A 15,870-nucleotide genomic window follows, 5' to 3' on the forward strand; every position below is an offset into this window, starting at 1 on the left:
CGAGCAGGCAAAGGCGAACCGGATTCAAACTACTAACCCACCATTGCGTGGAAACCGCCGTCGACGTAAATGATCGACGCAGTTGTGCCCGGCAGCCAATCCGAGAGAACGGTGCAGACCGTCTTCGCAACGGTTTCACGATCTTCGACGTCCCAGCCGATGGGCGCCGCACTGTCCCAGCCGGTGTTGAGCTTGTCCAACTCGGCACCCGGGCCGGTGCTGTCGCCGGCAATTGCCTTGGCTGCGAGCGTCTTGATCGGGCCGGACGCAACAAGATTGGAGCGGATGCCACGAACGCCGACCTCTTTGGCGACGTACCGGTTCACGGCCTCGAGGGTTGCCTTGGAAACACCCATCCAGTTGTAGAACGGCATCGCACGCGACGGATCGAAGTCCATACCGACGATGGAACCCTTGTCGTTCAGAACCGGCAGCAGCGCCTTTGCGAGGGCACTGTACGAGTAGGCGGACACCTCGAGAGCAACAGCAACGTCACTCCACGGCGCGTCCATGAACGGGCTGCCCAGGCACGAGCGCGGGGCAAAGCCGATGGAGTGGACAACGCCGTCGATGCCCTCCGGAGCCAACTCGCGGACACGATCGGCCAAAGTGGCCAGATCTTCCGGGTTCTGGACGTCGAGGGAGATGGCCGGCGGCACCGGCTGCGGTAGGCGCTGAGCAATGCGGTCGATCAGACGCAGACGATCAAAACCCGTGATCAGCACCTTGGCGCCCTGCTCCTGCGCAACCTTCGCCACATGGAATGCGATGGACGAATCGGTGATGATGCCGGTAACGAGAATGGTCTTACCCTCGAGCAAACCGCCCATGAGTTGTCCTCCTGAAGTGAGACGTACGAAGTGAAAGGAAAATGTGGAAGCGGGGACTAGTGCCCCATACCCAGTCCACCGTCAACCGGAATGACGGCGCCGGACACGTACGCCGAATCGTCGGAGGCCAGGAAACTCACTACTGCCGCAACATCTTCCGGCTTGCCGGTGCGCTGAAGCGGAATGTGTTCGGTGGCCTTGTCTTTCACGTCGTCGCCCAGCGCTGCGGTCATGTCGGTCTCGATGAAGCCGGGGGCGACCACGTTCGCCGTGATCGAACGGGAGCCAAGTTCACGGGTCAAGGACCGGGCGATACCGACGATGCCCGCCTTGGAGGCCGCGTAGTTGACCTGCCCGGGGCCACCGGCAAGCCCCACAACCGATCCGAGGAAGATGAAGCGTCCGAAACGCGCTCGCAGCATCGATCGTGTCGCCCGCTTCGCAACCCGGAACGTACCCGTCAGGTTTGCGTCGATAACACTGGTGAACTGATCTTCCGACATGCGCATGATCAGGGTGTCGTCGGTGACACCGGCGTTGGCGACGATGACCTCGACGGGGCCCTGATGTGCCTCGACCTCTTTGAACGCGCGGTCGATCGACTCGGAGTCGGTGACGTCGCAGACAACCCCGAAAAGACCTTCAGGTGCACCGCTGCCGCGGTGTGTGACGGCGACCTTGTGTCCGTCTGCGGCCAAACGCTGCGCGACAGCCAGGCCGATACCGCGGTTACCGCCGGTTACCAGAACCGAGCGTGGAGTGGTGACGGTCCGTTCTGACACCACTGGGGTGGAAGGGGTAGACATGGCGATCAACCTATCAATTCCAGGGCCGAGATCCGGCAGTAGTCGGACAAACGAAAATGGTGCAGGGTCATGGCAGCCTTTGGCGAGTGACCAAGGCAACGGTCAAACCTGCGGTGGCAAACAGAACTCCGAGAATCAGCCACGGCTTGCTTGCATCGCCGCGGGTGGTCTCGAATCCGATCTGCTCTTCCAGCGTGTCGTACACCGCCCGCAACTCTTCGAGGCTGGATGCGGTGAAAAAACTTCCCCCGGACAGATTCGCGATTTCCTTCAGCGACGCGTCGTCAACAGGAACCGGAATGCGATCACCCTCGATTTCGACCCGACCGTATGTCGTGCCGAACGAAATCGTCGAGATCGGAACACCTTTGTCTTTGGCCTGACGTGCTGCGGTGAAACCGCCGCGCGGGTCATCCGAATTGTCGGGGACCGTCTGCTTACCGTCGGAGAGCAAGACGATCCGTGCGGGCGGAGCCTGATCACTCCCGCCGAGAACGGCGGACAACGTGTCGATCGACTGCAGTGACGTGAAGATCGCTTCGCCGGTCGCGGTCCGCTCGCTGAGCTTGAGATTGTCGATGGCAACTTTGGTCGCGTCGCGATTTGTCGTGGGAGACACCAACACCGAAGCAGTTCCGGCAAACGCGACCAGTCCCAGGTTGATTCCAGGAGTCAAACCGTCGGCAAACGATTTGGCCGCCTCCTGAGCGGCCGCGAGACGTGTCGGTTCCACATCGGTGGCCTGCATCGACAGCGACACGTCGATCACCAGGATGACGGTTGCCCGGTTCCGCGGAACCTTCTTGTCCGCTGTGGGACCGGCCAACGCTACCGTGAAGAACACCAACGAGATCACCATGAAAATGGCGGAAACGTGGCGCCACCGGCCCGGTCGTGACGGCGCCACCTTCTCGAGCAGATCGAAGTTGGTGAACCGCAACGTATGTCTCTGACGCTGCTTCTGCACATAGACGTAACCGGCTACCAACGCAGCGATGACGACCAGGAACAGCAGCCACCACGGCGCAGTGAATTGAGAAAGACTCACGAACGAACGCCCCCAGTTCCGGCGCCGACACCGAAGCTGTGTCGGCGTGCCGAGATGAATCGAACCACGTCGGCGATCCAGTCACGATCGGTGTGCAGTGACATGAGCGGCGCACCGCACCGGCGCAATGCCTGCTGAACCTCGATGCGATGCTCAGCGGCCGCGCGCGCAAAATCCGCGCGCAACTGCGGAGTGGTCGAGAACTCGCGTGTGCGACCGGATTCCGGGTCATGCAACACGACGTCACCGACATCGGGCAATTCGAGGTCACGTGGATCCACCACTTCGATCCCGAGCACGTCATGACGACCGGCAATGGCACGCAACGGACGTTCCCAATCCGTCGGGCCCAGGAAGTCACTGATCACGACGGCCAAGCCGCGCCGACGCTGTGGGCGTCGTAGCGCCTCGATTGCGCCCACCAGATCTCCGCGCACACCGTCCGGCGCATGGGGGGTGGTCGCGATCTTACGAAGCATCGCCTGAGCGTGGACGCGGCCTCCCCTGGCCGGAATCCGTGTCATCTGCGCGCCGGTGGAAATGATTGCGCCGACGCGATTGCCGCCCGAACTGGTCAGGTGGGTCACCGCAGCAGCGGCTGCCACAACCAAATCGCGCTTCTCACAACCTGCGGTACCGAAATCGAGGCTCGCGGACAGGTCGATCACCAACCACGTCTCGAGTTCGCGATCGGCTACCGACTGCCGCACATGTGGGTGCGTCGTACGAGCGGTGACAGACCAATCCATCTGTCGCACATCGTCACCGGGCTGATACTCGCGAGCCTCGCCGGGTTCGGAACCGGGACCGGGGATGAGTCCGAGATGATCACCGTGCAACACCCCGTCGAGCCGGCGGCGGACCGTCAACTCCAGTGTTCGCAACGCAGCGGTCAGTCGTGGGTCACGAAGTTCACCGGACTCGAACGACGGCGGTGCACCGGCATGACCGGGAAGGTGACTTTCCGTCACTGCGGGCGACTCATCGGATCAGGGCTCATGAATTGCGCGCCGTTTCCCGCGGGATTGAACTGCGGTGCGCCCTGCTGAGGTTGCTGCATCGGCTGGCCTACCGGCTGTCCCGGTACCGGTTGTGGTCCCGCGACAGTGGGCACCGGGCGCGCGGCGATCTGAGGCAGACCGACCGTCTGCAGAACCCGCGTGATGACGGCGTCCGGAGTGACCTCGTCGGCGAGTGCGTCGTACGACAACACGAGCCGGTGGCGCAACACGTCCGGGATGACCTCGACGACGTCCTGCGGGACAACGTAATCGCGGCCACGCACGAGGGCGAGCGCTCGGGAGGCTGCAATGATGCCGAGTGTTGCACGCGGCGACGCACCGTAGGCGATCCAGCCGGCAACGTCGTCGAGGCCGAATTCCCTCGGCGTACGGGTAGCCGCGATGACCCGAACCACGTAATCGACCAGCGCATGGTGGACAAAGACGGTGCTCGCGACGCGCTGGAGCCGAACCAACTCTTCGGGACCGAGAATCTGGTGGGGTTCCGGCGCGGCGACGCCCATCCGGTACACGATTTCGCGTTCTTCTTCGACGGTCGGGTAATCGACCAGGATCTTGAACAGGAAGCGGTCACGCTGCGCTTCCGGGAGGGGATACACGCCCTCGTTCTCGATCGGGTTCTGCGTCGCCATGACCAGGAACGGGTCCGGCATGTGGTAGCGCTTGCCACCGATGGAGACGTGACGCTCGGCCATGACTTCGAGCAACGCAGACTGCACCTTTGCCGGTGCACGGTTGATCTCGTCGGCCAGGACGAAGTTTGCGACCACTGGTCCCAGTTCGGTGTCGAACTCTTCGCGTCCCTGTCGGTAGATACGCGTACCGATCAAGTCGGTGGGTACGAGGTCGGGGGTGAACTGCACACGGGAGAACGATCCGCCGACCACCTTCGCAAAGGTTTCGACGGCCAGCGTCTTCGCGACACCGGGAACACCCTCGAGCAGGACGTGTCCCTTGGCCAGTAGCCCGACGAGTATCCGCTCGACCAGTCGATCCTGGCCGACGATGACTCGTTTGACCTCGTAGATCGCTCGTTCCAGTGTCTGGACGTCGGTGGCGAGCGACGGAGCTACCCCGTCGGAATTTCCACTCGCCTTGTCTACGTCGACCGATCCGATCGAATCTTCACGTGAGGTCACCAAGAATCCATCGCTTTCACCTAGAAAAGTTCCGACAGTAACGTGTTCCCCGCCAACTATTCCAGGTAGTTGCTCGTGATGCCGCAACACCACGTCAACACATGCAACGAACCGGGCATCGAAGCATGAACGGGTTCAGCCTTCTCGCGAGTTCAGGACACCAGCCGCACGGCGTACGGTGTCATTCCACCCCAGCGAACGGGGGAAACTTTCACACTGGATCCGGACTGCGGTGCTTCGAGCATCTGCCCGTCACCGAGGTACAGCGCCACATGCTGACTCGCGTTCGGACCGTAGAAGATCATGTCGCCACGTTTCATCTCGGACGACGGAACCTGCTTGCCCGCGGTGTACTGGTAGCCGGTGTAATGCGGCAACGAGATACCGATTCCGGCAAACGCGTAGATCATCAGACCTGAGCAGTCGAACCCGATCTTGTTGAAGTCGCCGTAGCTGTCCGCGACTCCGCCGTCGCGAATACCGCGGGTCGGCCCGTTCTCGTCGCCGCCGCCCCAGGCGTACTGGATGCCGATCTGCGACATACCGCGGTCGATGACGGATTCGATTGCGGCGCTTCCGGACACCGAAGGCACTGTCGGCTTGGGAGTTGCCGGTTTCGGAGTTGTGGGCTTCGGTGTTACCACCGGAGTGTCGGAATCCGAATCGGTGCTCGTGTCCGTCGACGTCTCGTCGTCGTCATCGGGGATGACTGTCGGCGTCGGATCTTCGACGGCAGTGTGAGGGCGCTGAGCAGCAGCCAACGCAGCGGCACGGTCCTTGGCGGCCTGATCGGCGGCAGCCCTGGCGGCGGCTTCCTCAGCCGCTTGCTTGGCGGCCGCTTCGAGTGCGGCCTGATGAGCTTCTTCGGCCTTTCGCTGTTCGTCCCACGTCGCGTATGCCTGGCGCTGCCCCTGCAAACCGGCAACAGCGTTGCGCGCCGCATCGAGCTGAGCTTGCGCGGAATTGCGCTCCGATTCGATGGACGCCTTCTTGGCTACCTGCTGGTCGAGTGCGTTGCGGGCGATCGCGATTGCCTGCTCGGCAAGTGCCTGAAGATTGGCGGCAATTTCGGCGGCCGCGTCGGCGTCGAGCTTGGCTTGCCTGGTCGCCGAGTCCTTGTTCGCCTGTTCGGTCCGAGCGCGCTGCAAACCGTCGAGCACGGCGCGTTGGGTGTTCGAGAGAAGTTTGAGGACCTGCGCTCGATCGAGGACGTCGCCCGGGCCCTTGGCGTCGAGGAACGACGAGATGGACGCGGTATTGGTGCCTTGGACGTAACTCGATCGGGCGTACTTGTCGAAATCGCTCTGCGCTACGTCGATCTGTGCGCCGGCGTCCCGAAGTGCTTGTTTGGTGATGCCGACGGCTTGGGCTGCGGCATCGGCGGCGCCTCGAGCGTTCTGCAGGTCGACGAGAGTCTTGTTGACGTCTTCGCGTTTGACGGCAACTTCGTTGTCGAGTGCGGACAACTGCTCATTTGCCGCGGCAACCTGGTTGATGAGGGCGCTGACCGTGCTGACGCTCGATGAAACCTGCGAATCTGCGGACGCGATTTCGGAGTCACTCGGATTGGGCGGAGGCGGCGGGACCGACGCTCCGACACCCGGGTTTCCGACAACCAGGGCAGTGACGATGCCCGCACCGATTACCAGCTGTGCCAGGCGGGACGACGCTCGGGAAGGTTTACGACGGCCGAATCCGCCTCGTGTTACTTGGCTCACAAATAACTCTCCCTCGCGTGTACGCCACGGGCCCGCTGGGTCGCCGATCCGTGCGGGGAGGGAATGCGCAGGAAGCTATGACGCCGCGTGGCGCCACCGACAAGATGCAGCGAAGTAGCTACCGCTTGTCGCTAACCCGCCGTTCGGGGGCAACGCTCGGCGCCGCCCGATTTCGGGTGGCGTCGCGCGTAGTCCGTCGAACAACAGCCATCTTTCTGCGACACTTCTTCCCCAAAAAGTGCCAGTTGTACCGTACGACACTTGAGAGAACTTTGGAAACTTTAGCCCCAAATAACACATCGGGTATTTCGCCAGGTGGATTGTTGTATCCAGACGAAAAAGCAGGTACTCACCACAAATGCTGGTGAATACCTGCTAGTCGATATTCAGGAACGTGCGCGCGGGACTAAGCAGATCCGGCGTGTCCGACGGCCAGTTCCGAAGGTTCGCTCACCTGCTCGGCGACCGCGGGTTCGGGGCTCCGACGCCATTTGACGGCAAAAGTAATTGCCGCCGCGATCGCCACAATCGCCACCAAAAGGACCGTGTACAAGGCCCACGGCGGACCCGGTTGGACAATCTCATGGGAAAAGCGATCGGCGATCGCAGCAGAACTGTCCCCGAACGAGCGATCCTGCGCGGTCTCGAGCTGTACTCGACTGATCGAATCGCTGGAACTGCCCATCCAGTCCGGACTCATCACCAAGATCGTGCCGCCCTCGGATTCGCCGACCGTCGTCGCCAGATCCCGAAGGTCGGTGTCGCGGGAAGGATTGGCGTCGAGAACGATCACGCTCAGATCGATCCCGCGCTCACGTGCGTCGGCGACGACATTCACCAGTGCAGGGACATCGGCAGCCGGTGCGGAAACCCCATTCTGCGCAACGTCGGCAACCACGTCGTCGACATCGACGTCCGATGGGACTGCGGCATGCAGAGGTAGTGCGGCGTGCAGCGGACCGCTCGCATGCAAGGGCGTGAAGACCAAATGTGTAGGAGCAGACATCTCTCATCCGGGTGCAGTTCGGTGCTCGTTCACACGCGAGTGTGCGAATGAATCCGAGGTCGTTATCGGGCGGTCTGACCGCGACGGGCCTGAATGCACCCTACTTGAGGTTGAGTGCGAAGCCCGCGAGTCTTCGACACTCCGCGCAATCCGTTGTGGGTCAGCTCACCCAGTCCACCCTGCGTTGCGCAGGTCTTGAGACTGCGTGAAGATTGTTTCGGTCAAGTTGCCCCGAAGTCTCACAGGACAAGCGTACTGTTAGACTTCAGACCGAGAGGTACCTCGCCTCGACCGAGTCCACTTCAGCTCCGATGTTCGGACAGTTCTCACGTGAACTGTGCGATTGGCGTGAGCTGTCACCGGATACGCCGAGTTGTAAGTACCTCGCTTCAGCTGCCGACACAGCCCCGTCGGTGGCGACCCTCATAGACGAGTGGAGCAGACGTGAGCACCAGTATTGATTCGTTCGGAGCAAAGGGAACCCTCGAGGTCGGTGAGAACTCTTACGAGATCTTCCGCCTCTCGGCCGTCCCCGGCACCGAGAAATTGCCTTATTCCTTGAAGGTTCTCGCCGAGAACCTTCTCCGCACCGAAGACGGTGCCAACATCACCGCGGATCACATCCGCGCAATTGCAAGCTGGGATCCCTCAGCTGAGCCGAGCATCGAAATCCAGTTCACGCCTGCCCGCGTGATCATGCAGGACTTCACCGGCGTTCCTTGCATCGTCGACCTCGCCACCATGCGTGAGGCTGTCACCACCCTCGGTGGCGACCCGAACAAGGTCAACCCGCTCTCCCCCGCCGACATGGTCATCGACCACTCGGTCATCCTCGACGTCTTCGGCCAGGCCGACGCTCTCGAGCGCAACGTCGACCTCGAATACGAGCGCAACGGCGAGCGTTACCAGTTCCTCCGTTGGGGTCAGGGCGCATTCGACGACTTCAAGGTCGTCCCCCCGGGAATGGGAATCGTTCACCAGGTCAACATCGAGTACCTGGCACCCACCGTCATGTCCCGTAACGGACAGGCATACCCCGACACCTGTGTCGGCACCGACTCGCACACCACGATGGTCAACGGCCTCGGCGTGCTCGGCTGGGGCGTCGGCGGCATCGAGGCCGAGGCAGCAATGCTCGGTCAGCCCGTCTCCATGCTCATCCCCCGCGTTGTCGGCTTCAAGCTCTCCGGTGAGATCAAGCCAGGCGTCACCGCAACCGACGTCGTGCTCACCGCCACCGAGATGCTCCGTAAGCACGGCGTCGTCGGCAAGTTCGTCGAGTTCTACGGCAAGGGTGTCGCCGAGGTTCCGCTCGCGAACCGCGCAACCCTTGGCAACATGAGCCCCGAATTCGGTTCCACCGCAGCGATCTTCCCGATCGACAGCGAAACGATCGACTACCTGCGCCTCACCGGCCGCAGCGACGAGCAGCTCGCTCTCGTCGAGTCGTACGCCAAGGAACAGGGCCTGTGGCACAACCCGGACCAGGAGCCCGTCTTCTCCGAGTACATCGAGCTCGATCTGGGAACCGTTGTTCCCTCGATCGCCGGCCCGAAGCGCCCGCAGGACCGAATTCTGTTGTCGGACTCCAAGCCTGCGTTCCGCAAGGACATCCACAACTACGTCGAAGACAACCAGCCGACCGAGCACACGCAGCTCGACGAGGCCGTCGAAGAGTCCTTCCCCGCTTCCGATCCCGCAGTGCTCTCCTTCGCTGACGACGGAGCGGTCGACGTTCTCTCGGCTGCGAACGGTGCGCATGGCCGTCCGAGCAAGCCGGTAGTCGTCAAGTCCGACGCCGGTGAGTTCGTTCTGGACCACGGCGCCGTTGTTGTTGCCGGCATCACGTCCTGCACCAACACGTCCAACCCGTCGGTCATGCTCGGCGCTGCACTGCTCGCACGCAACGCCGTCGAAAAGGGCCTTGCCACCAAGCCGTGGGTCAAGACCAACATGGCGCCCGGTTCGCAGGTCGTCACCGACTACTACGAGAAGGCCGGCCTGTGGCCGTACCTCGAGAAGCTCGGCTACTACCTCGGCGGTTACGGCTGCACCACGTGCATCGGTAACACCGGCCCGCTGCCCGAGGCAGTCTCGAAGGCCATCAACGACAACGATCTCTCGGTCACCGCGGTGCTCTCGGGTAACCGTAACTTCGAGGGTCGTATCTCCCCCGACGTCAAGATGAACTACTTGGCTTCCCCGCCGCTCGTGATTGCCTACGGCCTCGCCGGAACGATGGACTTCGACTTCGAGACCGATTCGCTCGGTAACGACACCGACGGAAACCCCGTCTACCTCAAGGACATCTGGCCGTCCACGCAGGAAATCGAAGAGACGATCAAGTCCTCGATCGACCAGGACATGTTCCGCAAGTCGTACGCAACCATCTTTGCGGGCGACAGCCGCTGGCAGAACCTCGAAACACCGAAGGGCGACACCTTCGAGTGGGACGCGAACTCCACCTACGTGCGGAAGCCACCCTACTTCGACGGTATGACGATGGATCCGGCTCCGGTCAAGGACATCAAGGGCGCTCGCGTCCTCGCACTGCTCGGCGACTCGGTCACCACTGACCACATCAGCCCGGCAGGTCCGATCAAGGTCGGCACCCCCGCCGCGCAGTACCTCGACTCCCATGGCGTCGAGCGTGCGGATTACAACTCGCTCGGATCGCGTCGCGGTAACCACGAGGTCATGATTCGCGGAACGTTCGCGAACATCCGTCTGCGTAACCAGCTTCTTGATGACGTCTCGGGTGGATACACGCGCGACTTCACGCAGGAAGGCGCACCGCAGGCATTCATCTACGACGCGTCGCAGAACTACCAGGCAGCCGGCATCCCGCTGGTCGTCCTGGGCGGCAAGGAGTACGGCTCCGGATCCTCGCGTGACTGGGCTGCCAAGGGCACGAGCCTGCTCGGCGTCAAGGCCGTCATCACCGAGTCGTTCGAGCGCATCCACCGCTCCAACCTCATCGGCATGGGCGTTGTCCCGCTGCAGTTCCCGGTCGGCGAGTCCGCAGGGTCGCTCAAGCTCGACGGCACCGAGACCTTCGACATCGAAGGCGTCGAGAAGCTCAACGAGGGCGTCACCCCGAAGACCATGAAGGTCACGGCAACGCGCGAGAACGGCGAGAAGGTCGTGTTCGACGCAGTCGTACGCATCGATACCCCCGGTGAAGCGGATTACTACCGCAACGGTGGCATCTTGCAGTACGTGCTCCGCAACATGATCCGAGGCTAGTTCGCCAGCCTGCCTTTTCCGCACGGCGGACTCAGCGACCTTGCTGAGTCCGCCGTGTGCGTTTGGTATCGGTTCACGGGTGGTGCCAACTCCGAACAAAGAGTCGGCATCGTGGAGATGCGCGAGACGAGGACAAGAACGTGCCCAAGGTCAGTGAAGACCATCTCGCGGCACGGCGCAGTCAGATCCTTGACGGTGCCCGCCGCTGCTTTGCGGAATACGGCTACGACGGCGCCACAGTCAGAAGACTGGAAGATGTCACCGGGTTGTCCCGAGGCGCGATCTTTCATCATTTCAAGGACAAGGACGGACTTTTCCTCGCGTTGGCGAGCGAGGACGCGAGCCGCATGGCCGACGTCGTCGCCGAAGAGGGCCTTGTGCAGGTGATGCGCGACATGCTCGCTCAGCCCGACCAATTCGATTGGCTTGGCACACGCTTGGAAATTGCCCGGCGACTGCGGACCGATGCGGATTTCCGTGCCAAATGGTCACAGCGGTCGGCGGAAGTCACCGAGGCGACCAGCGCTCGTCTGGCCTTCCAGAAATCTGCCGGGCGGTTGCGTGACGACGTACCCACCGACGTACTGATCGGCTATCTCGATCTGGTGATGGACGGTCTGGTGGCCCGAATCGCGTCGGGCCACGCCGGCAACAATCTGTCGGCGGTCCTCGATCTGGTCGAGGAATCGGTGCGTCGACAGGACTGAGGGACTGCGCCCCTGTGCGCCTTTTCGGTAGTGGGAGCTACCAGAAAGGCGCACAGGCGGTTACGCCAGCTGAATCAGCTCGAGGTATTCCTGCGACCAGTGATCCTCGTTGCCGTCGGGCAGAAGGATGACGCGCTCGGGGTTGAGAGCCTCAGCCGCACCCGGATCGTGAGTCACCAGGACAACGGCGCCGGTGTAGCTGCGAAGCGCGTCCAGGACCTGCTCGCGGGAGATCGGGTCGAGGTTGTTGGTGGGCTCGTCGAGCAGCAAGACGTTTGCAGCGGACGACACCAGACCGGCCAGTGCCAGACGGGTCTTCTCACCACCGGAGAGCGTGCCTGCCGGCTGTTCGAGCTGCGGGCCAGTGAACATGAATGCACCCAGGAGCGAACGCAGTTCCTGCTCCCCCGTGTCCGGAGCGGCGTGACGGATGTTCTCCCACACCGAATCGTTGTCGTCGAGGGTGTCGTGCTCCTGCGCGAAGTAACCGATCTTGAGTCCGTGACCCGCGATCAGCTCACCTGCATCGGCTTTCTCGGCGTTCGCGAGGATGCGCAGCAGTGTCGTCTTGCCTGCACCGTTGAGTCCGAGGATGACAACGCGGGATCCGCGGTCGATCGCCAGGTCGACGCCGGTGAAGATTTCGAGTGAGCCGTACACCTTGGTGAGGTTCTTGCCCATGAGCGGAGTCTTGCCGCATGCTGCGGGCTCGGGGAAACGGATCTTCGCGACCTTGTCGGACACGCGCTCGGCATCGAGGTTGGCCATCAACTTGTCTGCGCGCTTTGCCATGTTCTGAGCGGCAACAGCCTTGGTTGCCTTGGCACCCATCTTGGCTGCCTGGATGCGCAGAGCGCCGGCCTTCTTCTCGGCGTTGGCGCGCTCGCGGCGTCGACGCTGCTCGTCGGTTGCACGGGCGTCGAGGTACTTCTTCCAGTTCATGTTGTAGATGTCGGCTTCACTGCGCACGGCGTCGAGGAACCAGACACGGTTGACGACGTCGTTGAGCAGATCAACATCGTGACTGATGACCACAAGGCCACCCTCGTGATTCTGGAGGAATCCGCGCAGCCACGTGATGGAGTCCGCGTCGAGGTGGTTGGTGGGCTCGTCGAGGAGCAGAGTCGTGTCCGAGCGCGCGCCGCTGCCATCGGACGCGGCAAAGAGAATTCGAGCCAACTCGACGCGTCGACGCTGACCACCGGACAGCGTGCTCAGTGGCTGGCCGAGGATGCGATCTTCGAGGCCTAGGCTGCTGGTGATGCGAGCAGCTTCACTCTCGGCTTCGTAGCCGCCCAGGGAGGAAAAGCGGTCTTCGAGCTGACCGTACTTCTTGACTGCCTTGTCCTGTGATTCCTGGTCGAGAACCTCGCCCATGAGAATCTGCTGCTTCTCCATGTCACGGAGCATCGTGTCGAGGCCACGGGCCGAGAGGACACGATCCTTGGCGAGCACGCTCAGGTCGCCCTCTTTGGGGTCCTGCGGCAGGTAGCCGAGGTCGCCGGTCCGGACGACCTTGCCCGCGTACGGCTCGCCCTCACCGGCGAGGAGACGCAGTGTGGTGGTCTTGCCTGCACCGTTACGACCGACCAATCCGATGCGATCACCGGGCTGAATTCGCAAGGACGGACCGGGCGCCGTGAGAAGGGTGCGGACACCGGCACGAACTTCGAGGTCAGTGGCGGTAATCAAGCAGAACTCCTCAGAACTAAAGACAACTACGGGCAAACGTGTCCTGACGGCAGACACAAGAACTTCCAATTTTACCGTGAGCTGGGGCCATCTCCGACCAGCGGCGTGTGAATCCGCTAACAGTGGGAGATCTGCGATGTAGATGGGAATCAACAGTGGGAGATCTGCGATGTAGATGGAATCCTCGGGGGATGACAACCCGAACAACCGCCGCAGACGTCGTCATCGTGGGCGGCGGGCCGGCCGGGCGGGCGCTGGCGACGAGATGCGTCGCCCACAATCTGTCGGTCATTCTGATCGATCCGCACCCCACGCGAGCGTGGACGGCAACGTATGCGGCCTGGCTCGACGAGCTTCCGGCGTGGTTGCCGGACGCGGCCATTTCCAGTCGTATCGGTCGCCCGTCAGCGTGGGCGCAGCGACCCACAACGCTCGATCGCACTTACTGCGTATTGAATACATCGATACTGCAATCAATACTGTCGACCGGATCTGCGCAGGTCATAGCCGGGAGAGCCACTAATGTGACTACCCACTCCCTCACCTGCGCTGACGGGACCCGTATCGGCGCACAGGTCGTGGTCGATGCCCGTGGAACACCACCAACTCCCAGAACGGCACAGCAAACCGCCTTCGGAATCGTGGTCGATCGCGCCGCCGCGGAGCCGGCACTCGACGGCAACGCAGCCTGGTTCATGGACTGGCGACGAGACAACGGCACCGCGGAAACCGCAGAGCCGTCGTTCCTCTACGCCGTCCCCCTCGACGCCAACCGGACGCTCCTCGAGGAGACGTGTCTTGTAGGTCGACCGCCCCTACCGCTCGGCGAGCTGAAACGGCGACTGCACATTCGGCTCGGCAATCGCGGCGTCACCGTTGCGGAAGACGCCCCCGTCGAACGTGTCCGGTTCGCTGTGGAATCGCCACCGCGTCGGCGCGGTGATCCCTTCCGATTCGGCGCACGCGGCGGACTGATGCATCCCGGCACCGGGTACAGCGTCGCCACGGCTCTGAACGAAGCAGACGCTGTTGCATCCGCGCTTTCCCGCGGCGACGACCCTCAGCACGCACTGTGGCCGCGATCGGCTCGAGCTGTCGCAGCACTGCGGCGAGTAGGCCTGAGCGCACTTCTCACTCTCGAAGCCGCTGACGTCGAAACGTTCTTTGCGACGTTTTTTGCGCTGCCCGTCGAACAGCAACGGGCCTATCTGTCGGATCGCCGCGATGCAGCCGCTACGGCGAAGGTCATGACGTCACTATTCGCCGCCTCACCGTGGCGGGTGAGACGAACATTGATGGGCGCGCCGCTTTCAGCGTTGAGGTCGCAATAACGGCTGTCCAAGTAACGGTCGTTGATAGCGTCACTACATATCGCCTCACCGATCACTGGAGTTTCCTTGTTCATTCTTTATGCCGTTGTTGCCGTGATTCTGACTGCCACTCTCGCCGGATCTGCCTATCTCGACATCACGCGCGAAGAAAAACTGGTCGACACCCTGACCGGATTGGGCGTTCCCGAAGAATGGATTCCCGGGCTCGGCGTCATCAAGCTGATCGGCATCGTCGGCCTGCTCGTCGGGCTTGTGGTGCCGGCGATCGGCATTGCCGCTGCCATCGGGCTGATCCTGTATTTCATCGGCGCCGTCGCCGCTCACCTGCGATCGGGCGACCAGAACATCGTGCCTCCCGCGATGCTCGGGCTCCTCGCCGTTGCCGCCTTGGTGCTGCGTATCGCGTCGTCCTGACCCGCCGACGCGGTGATCGCGAACAACAATTCGACATCGCACCCATTGTTTTCTCTCGCGCAATTGCGTTGCAGCGACCATCATGGGAACCATGCGATCGATTTGGAAAGGCTCGATAGCGTTCGGTCTGGTCAATGTTCCGGTCAAGGTGTACTCCGCAACAGAAGATCACGACATCAAGTTCCACCAGGTCCACGCCAAGGACGGCGGCCGGATCAAGTACAACCGCGTGTGCTCGGAGTGCGGAAACACGGTGCAATTTGCCGATATCGACAAGGCATACGACGCCGAAGACGGGACGCGTGTTGTCCTGACCGACGAGGATTTCACGAAGCTGCCGGCTGCGGAAAAGCATGAAATTCCGGTGCTCGAGTTTGTCGCGAACGAGCAGATCGACCCCATCCTTTTCGAGAAGAGTTATTTCCTCGAACCGGACTCCGCGTCACCGAAGGCATACGTCCTTCTCTCGACGGTGCTCACGGAGAGCGATCGCACTGCGCTTGTCCACTTCACACTCCGGCAGAAAACGCGTCTGGCGGCGTTGCGCGCCAGGGACGGCGTCCTGGTAATTCAGACCCTGCTGTGGCCGGACGAGGTTCGCGCTGCCGAGTTCCCCTCGCTCGACGGCGCGGAGAAGCCGAAGCCGAAGGAACTCAAGATGGCGCAGACACTGGTAGACAGCATGGCGGGCGATTTCGACCCGACCGAATTCACCGACGACTATCAGCTTCAGCTTCGCGAACTGCTCGAGAACATGATCGAGAGCGGCGGCAAGAAGGTCATCCCCGCAGCCGAGGTCGAACAAGGCGGCGAGGACGCCGACGTCGTCGATCTGGTGGCAGCACTGCAACGAAGCGTCGACGAGGCAAAATCCAACGCGTCGAAGACCAAGACCCGCAAGCGCGCCTGAG

13 protein-coding genes are annotated in these 15,870 nt (G+C 62.3%); 5 read left to right on the forward strand and 8 right to left on the reverse strand.

The genetic code is table 11. The features are described from left to right. Nucleotides 1-32 precede the first annotated feature (32 nt). The 7 genes from inhA to R4P64_RS17155 form a co-directional block, all read right to left on the reverse strand. Nucleotides 33-830, reverse strand: a complete 798-nt coding sequence (gene inhA, locus R4P64_RS17125; protein WP_045067716.1) for an NADH-dependent enoyl-ACP reductase InhA — start codon at nt 828-830, stop codon at nt 33-35. 56 nt (nt 831-886) lie between these two features. Further along, the gene (gene fabG1 / locus R4P64_RS17130) at nt 887-1,636 is read right to left on the reverse strand and encodes a 3-oxoacyl-ACP reductase FabG1 (protein WP_045067715.1); all 750 of its coding nucleotides are present in this window, start codon (nt 1,634-1,636) and stop codon (nt 887-889) included. Nucleotides 1,637-1,703: 67 nt separating this feature from the next. Beyond that, nucleotides 1,704-2,684: a VWA domain-containing protein gene (locus R4P64_RS17135; RefSeq protein WP_317821895.1), complete on the reverse strand. Its 981-nt coding sequence runs from the start codon at nt 2,682-2,684 to the stop codon at nt 1,704-1,706. Then, on the reverse strand, nt 2,681-3,655 hold the full coding sequence (locus R4P64_RS17140; protein ID WP_092808006.1) for a DUF58 domain-containing protein: 975 nt from the start codon (nt 3,653-3,655) through the stop codon (nt 2,681-2,683). Before R4P64_RS17140 ends, R4P64_RS17135 begins: the two co-directional genes overlap by 4 nt. Continuing rightward, complete coding sequence (locus tag R4P64_RS17145; RefSeq protein ID WP_080711641.1) at nt 3,652-4,824, reverse strand: AAA family ATPase; 1,173 nt, start codon at nt 4,822-4,824, stop codon at nt 3,652-3,654. Before R4P64_RS17145 ends, R4P64_RS17140 begins: the two co-directional genes overlap by 4 nt. Before the next feature lie 173 nt (nt 4,825-4,997). Further along, nucleotides 4,998-6,563: an NlpC/P60 family protein gene (locus R4P64_RS17150; RefSeq protein WP_045067712.1), complete on the reverse strand. Its 1,566-nt coding sequence runs from the start codon at nt 6,561-6,563 to the stop codon at nt 4,998-5,000. Nucleotides 6,564-6,969: 406 nt separating this feature from the next. Next, the gene (locus R4P64_RS17155; RefSeq protein ID WP_317540326.1) at nt 6,970-7,569 is read right to left on the reverse strand and encodes a DUF6676 family protein; all 600 of its coding nucleotides are present in this window, start codon (nt 7,567-7,569) and stop codon (nt 6,970-6,972) included. A 444-nt stretch (nt 7,570-8,013) separates the two neighbouring features. Between R4P64_RS17155 and acnA the strand changes: the two genes are divergently transcribed. Next, nucleotides 8,014-10,815, forward strand: a complete 2,802-nt coding sequence (gene acnA / locus R4P64_RS17160; protein ID WP_033232089.1) for an aconitate hydratase AcnA — start codon at nt 8,014-8,016, stop codon at nt 10,813-10,815. Nucleotides 10,816-10,955: 140 nt separating this feature from the next. Next, the gene (locus tag R4P64_RS17165) at nt 10,956-11,522 is read left to right on the forward strand and encodes a helix-turn-helix domain-containing protein (RefSeq protein ID WP_317821897.1); all 567 of its coding nucleotides are present in this window, start codon (nt 10,956-10,958) and stop codon (nt 11,520-11,522) included. Between the two features lie 60 nt (nt 11,523-11,582). Here R4P64_RS17165 and R4P64_RS17170 read toward each other — a convergent pair whose 3' ends face one another. After that, the gene (locus R4P64_RS17170) at nt 11,583-13,214 is read right to left on the reverse strand and encodes an ABC-F family ATP-binding cassette domain-containing protein (RefSeq protein WP_033232091.1); all 1,632 of its coding nucleotides are present in this window, start codon (nt 13,212-13,214) and stop codon (nt 11,583-11,585) included. 191 nt (nt 13,215-13,405) lie between these two features. Here R4P64_RS17170 and R4P64_RS17175 point away from each other — a divergent pair, with 191 nt between their 5' ends. The 3 genes from R4P64_RS17175 to R4P64_RS17185 all read left to right on the forward strand — a co-directional run bounded on the left by R4P64_RS17175 (nt 13,406) and on the right by R4P64_RS17185 (nt 15,869). Next, complete coding sequence (locus R4P64_RS17175; RefSeq protein ID WP_317821900.1) at nt 13,406-14,545, forward strand: lycopene cyclase family protein; 1,140 nt, start codon at nt 13,406-13,408, stop codon at nt 14,543-14,545. A gap of 66 nt (nt 14,546-14,611) precedes the next feature. Then, on the forward strand, nt 14,612-14,959 hold the full coding sequence (locus tag R4P64_RS17180) for a DoxX family protein (RefSeq protein ID WP_045067709.1): 348 nt from the start codon (nt 14,612-14,614) through the stop codon (nt 14,957-14,959). An 82-nt stretch (nt 14,960-15,041) separates the two neighbouring features. Beyond that, complete coding sequence (locus tag R4P64_RS17185; protein ID WP_045067708.1) at nt 15,042-15,869, forward strand: Ku protein; 828 nt, start codon at nt 15,042-15,044, stop codon at nt 15,867-15,869. Nucleotide 15,870 lies beyond the last annotated feature (1 nt).

It is taken from the genome of Rhodococcus sp. IEGM 1366, assembly GCF_033142425.1.
In the GTDB taxonomy this organism is placed as follows: domain Bacteria; phylum Actinomycetota; class Actinomycetes; order Mycobacteriales; family Mycobacteriaceae; genus Rhodococcus_F; species Rhodococcus_F globerula.

What these genes read in the sequence shown, in the direction of transcription:
- R4P64_RS17175 (WP_317821900.1), top strand. Translation starts at nt 13,406, where the DNA reads ATGACAACCCGAACAACCGCCGCAGACGTCGTCATCGTGGGCGGCGGG.
- R4P64_RS17185 (WP_045067708.1), top strand. Translation starts at nt 15,042, where the DNA reads ATGGGAACCATGCGATCGATTTGGAAAGGCTCGATAGCGTTCGGTCTG.
- fabG1 (WP_045067715.1), bottom strand. Translation starts at nt 1,636, where the DNA reads ATGTCTACCCCTTCCACCCCAGTGGTGTCAGAACGGACCGTCACCACT.
- inhA (WP_045067716.1), bottom strand. Translation starts at nt 830, where the DNA reads ATGGGCGGTTTGCTCGAGGGTAAGACCATTCTCGTTACCGGCATCATC.
- R4P64_RS17155 (WP_317540326.1), bottom strand. Translation starts at nt 7,569, where the DNA reads ATGTCTGCTCCTACACATTTGGTCTTCACGCCCTTGCATGCGAGCGGT.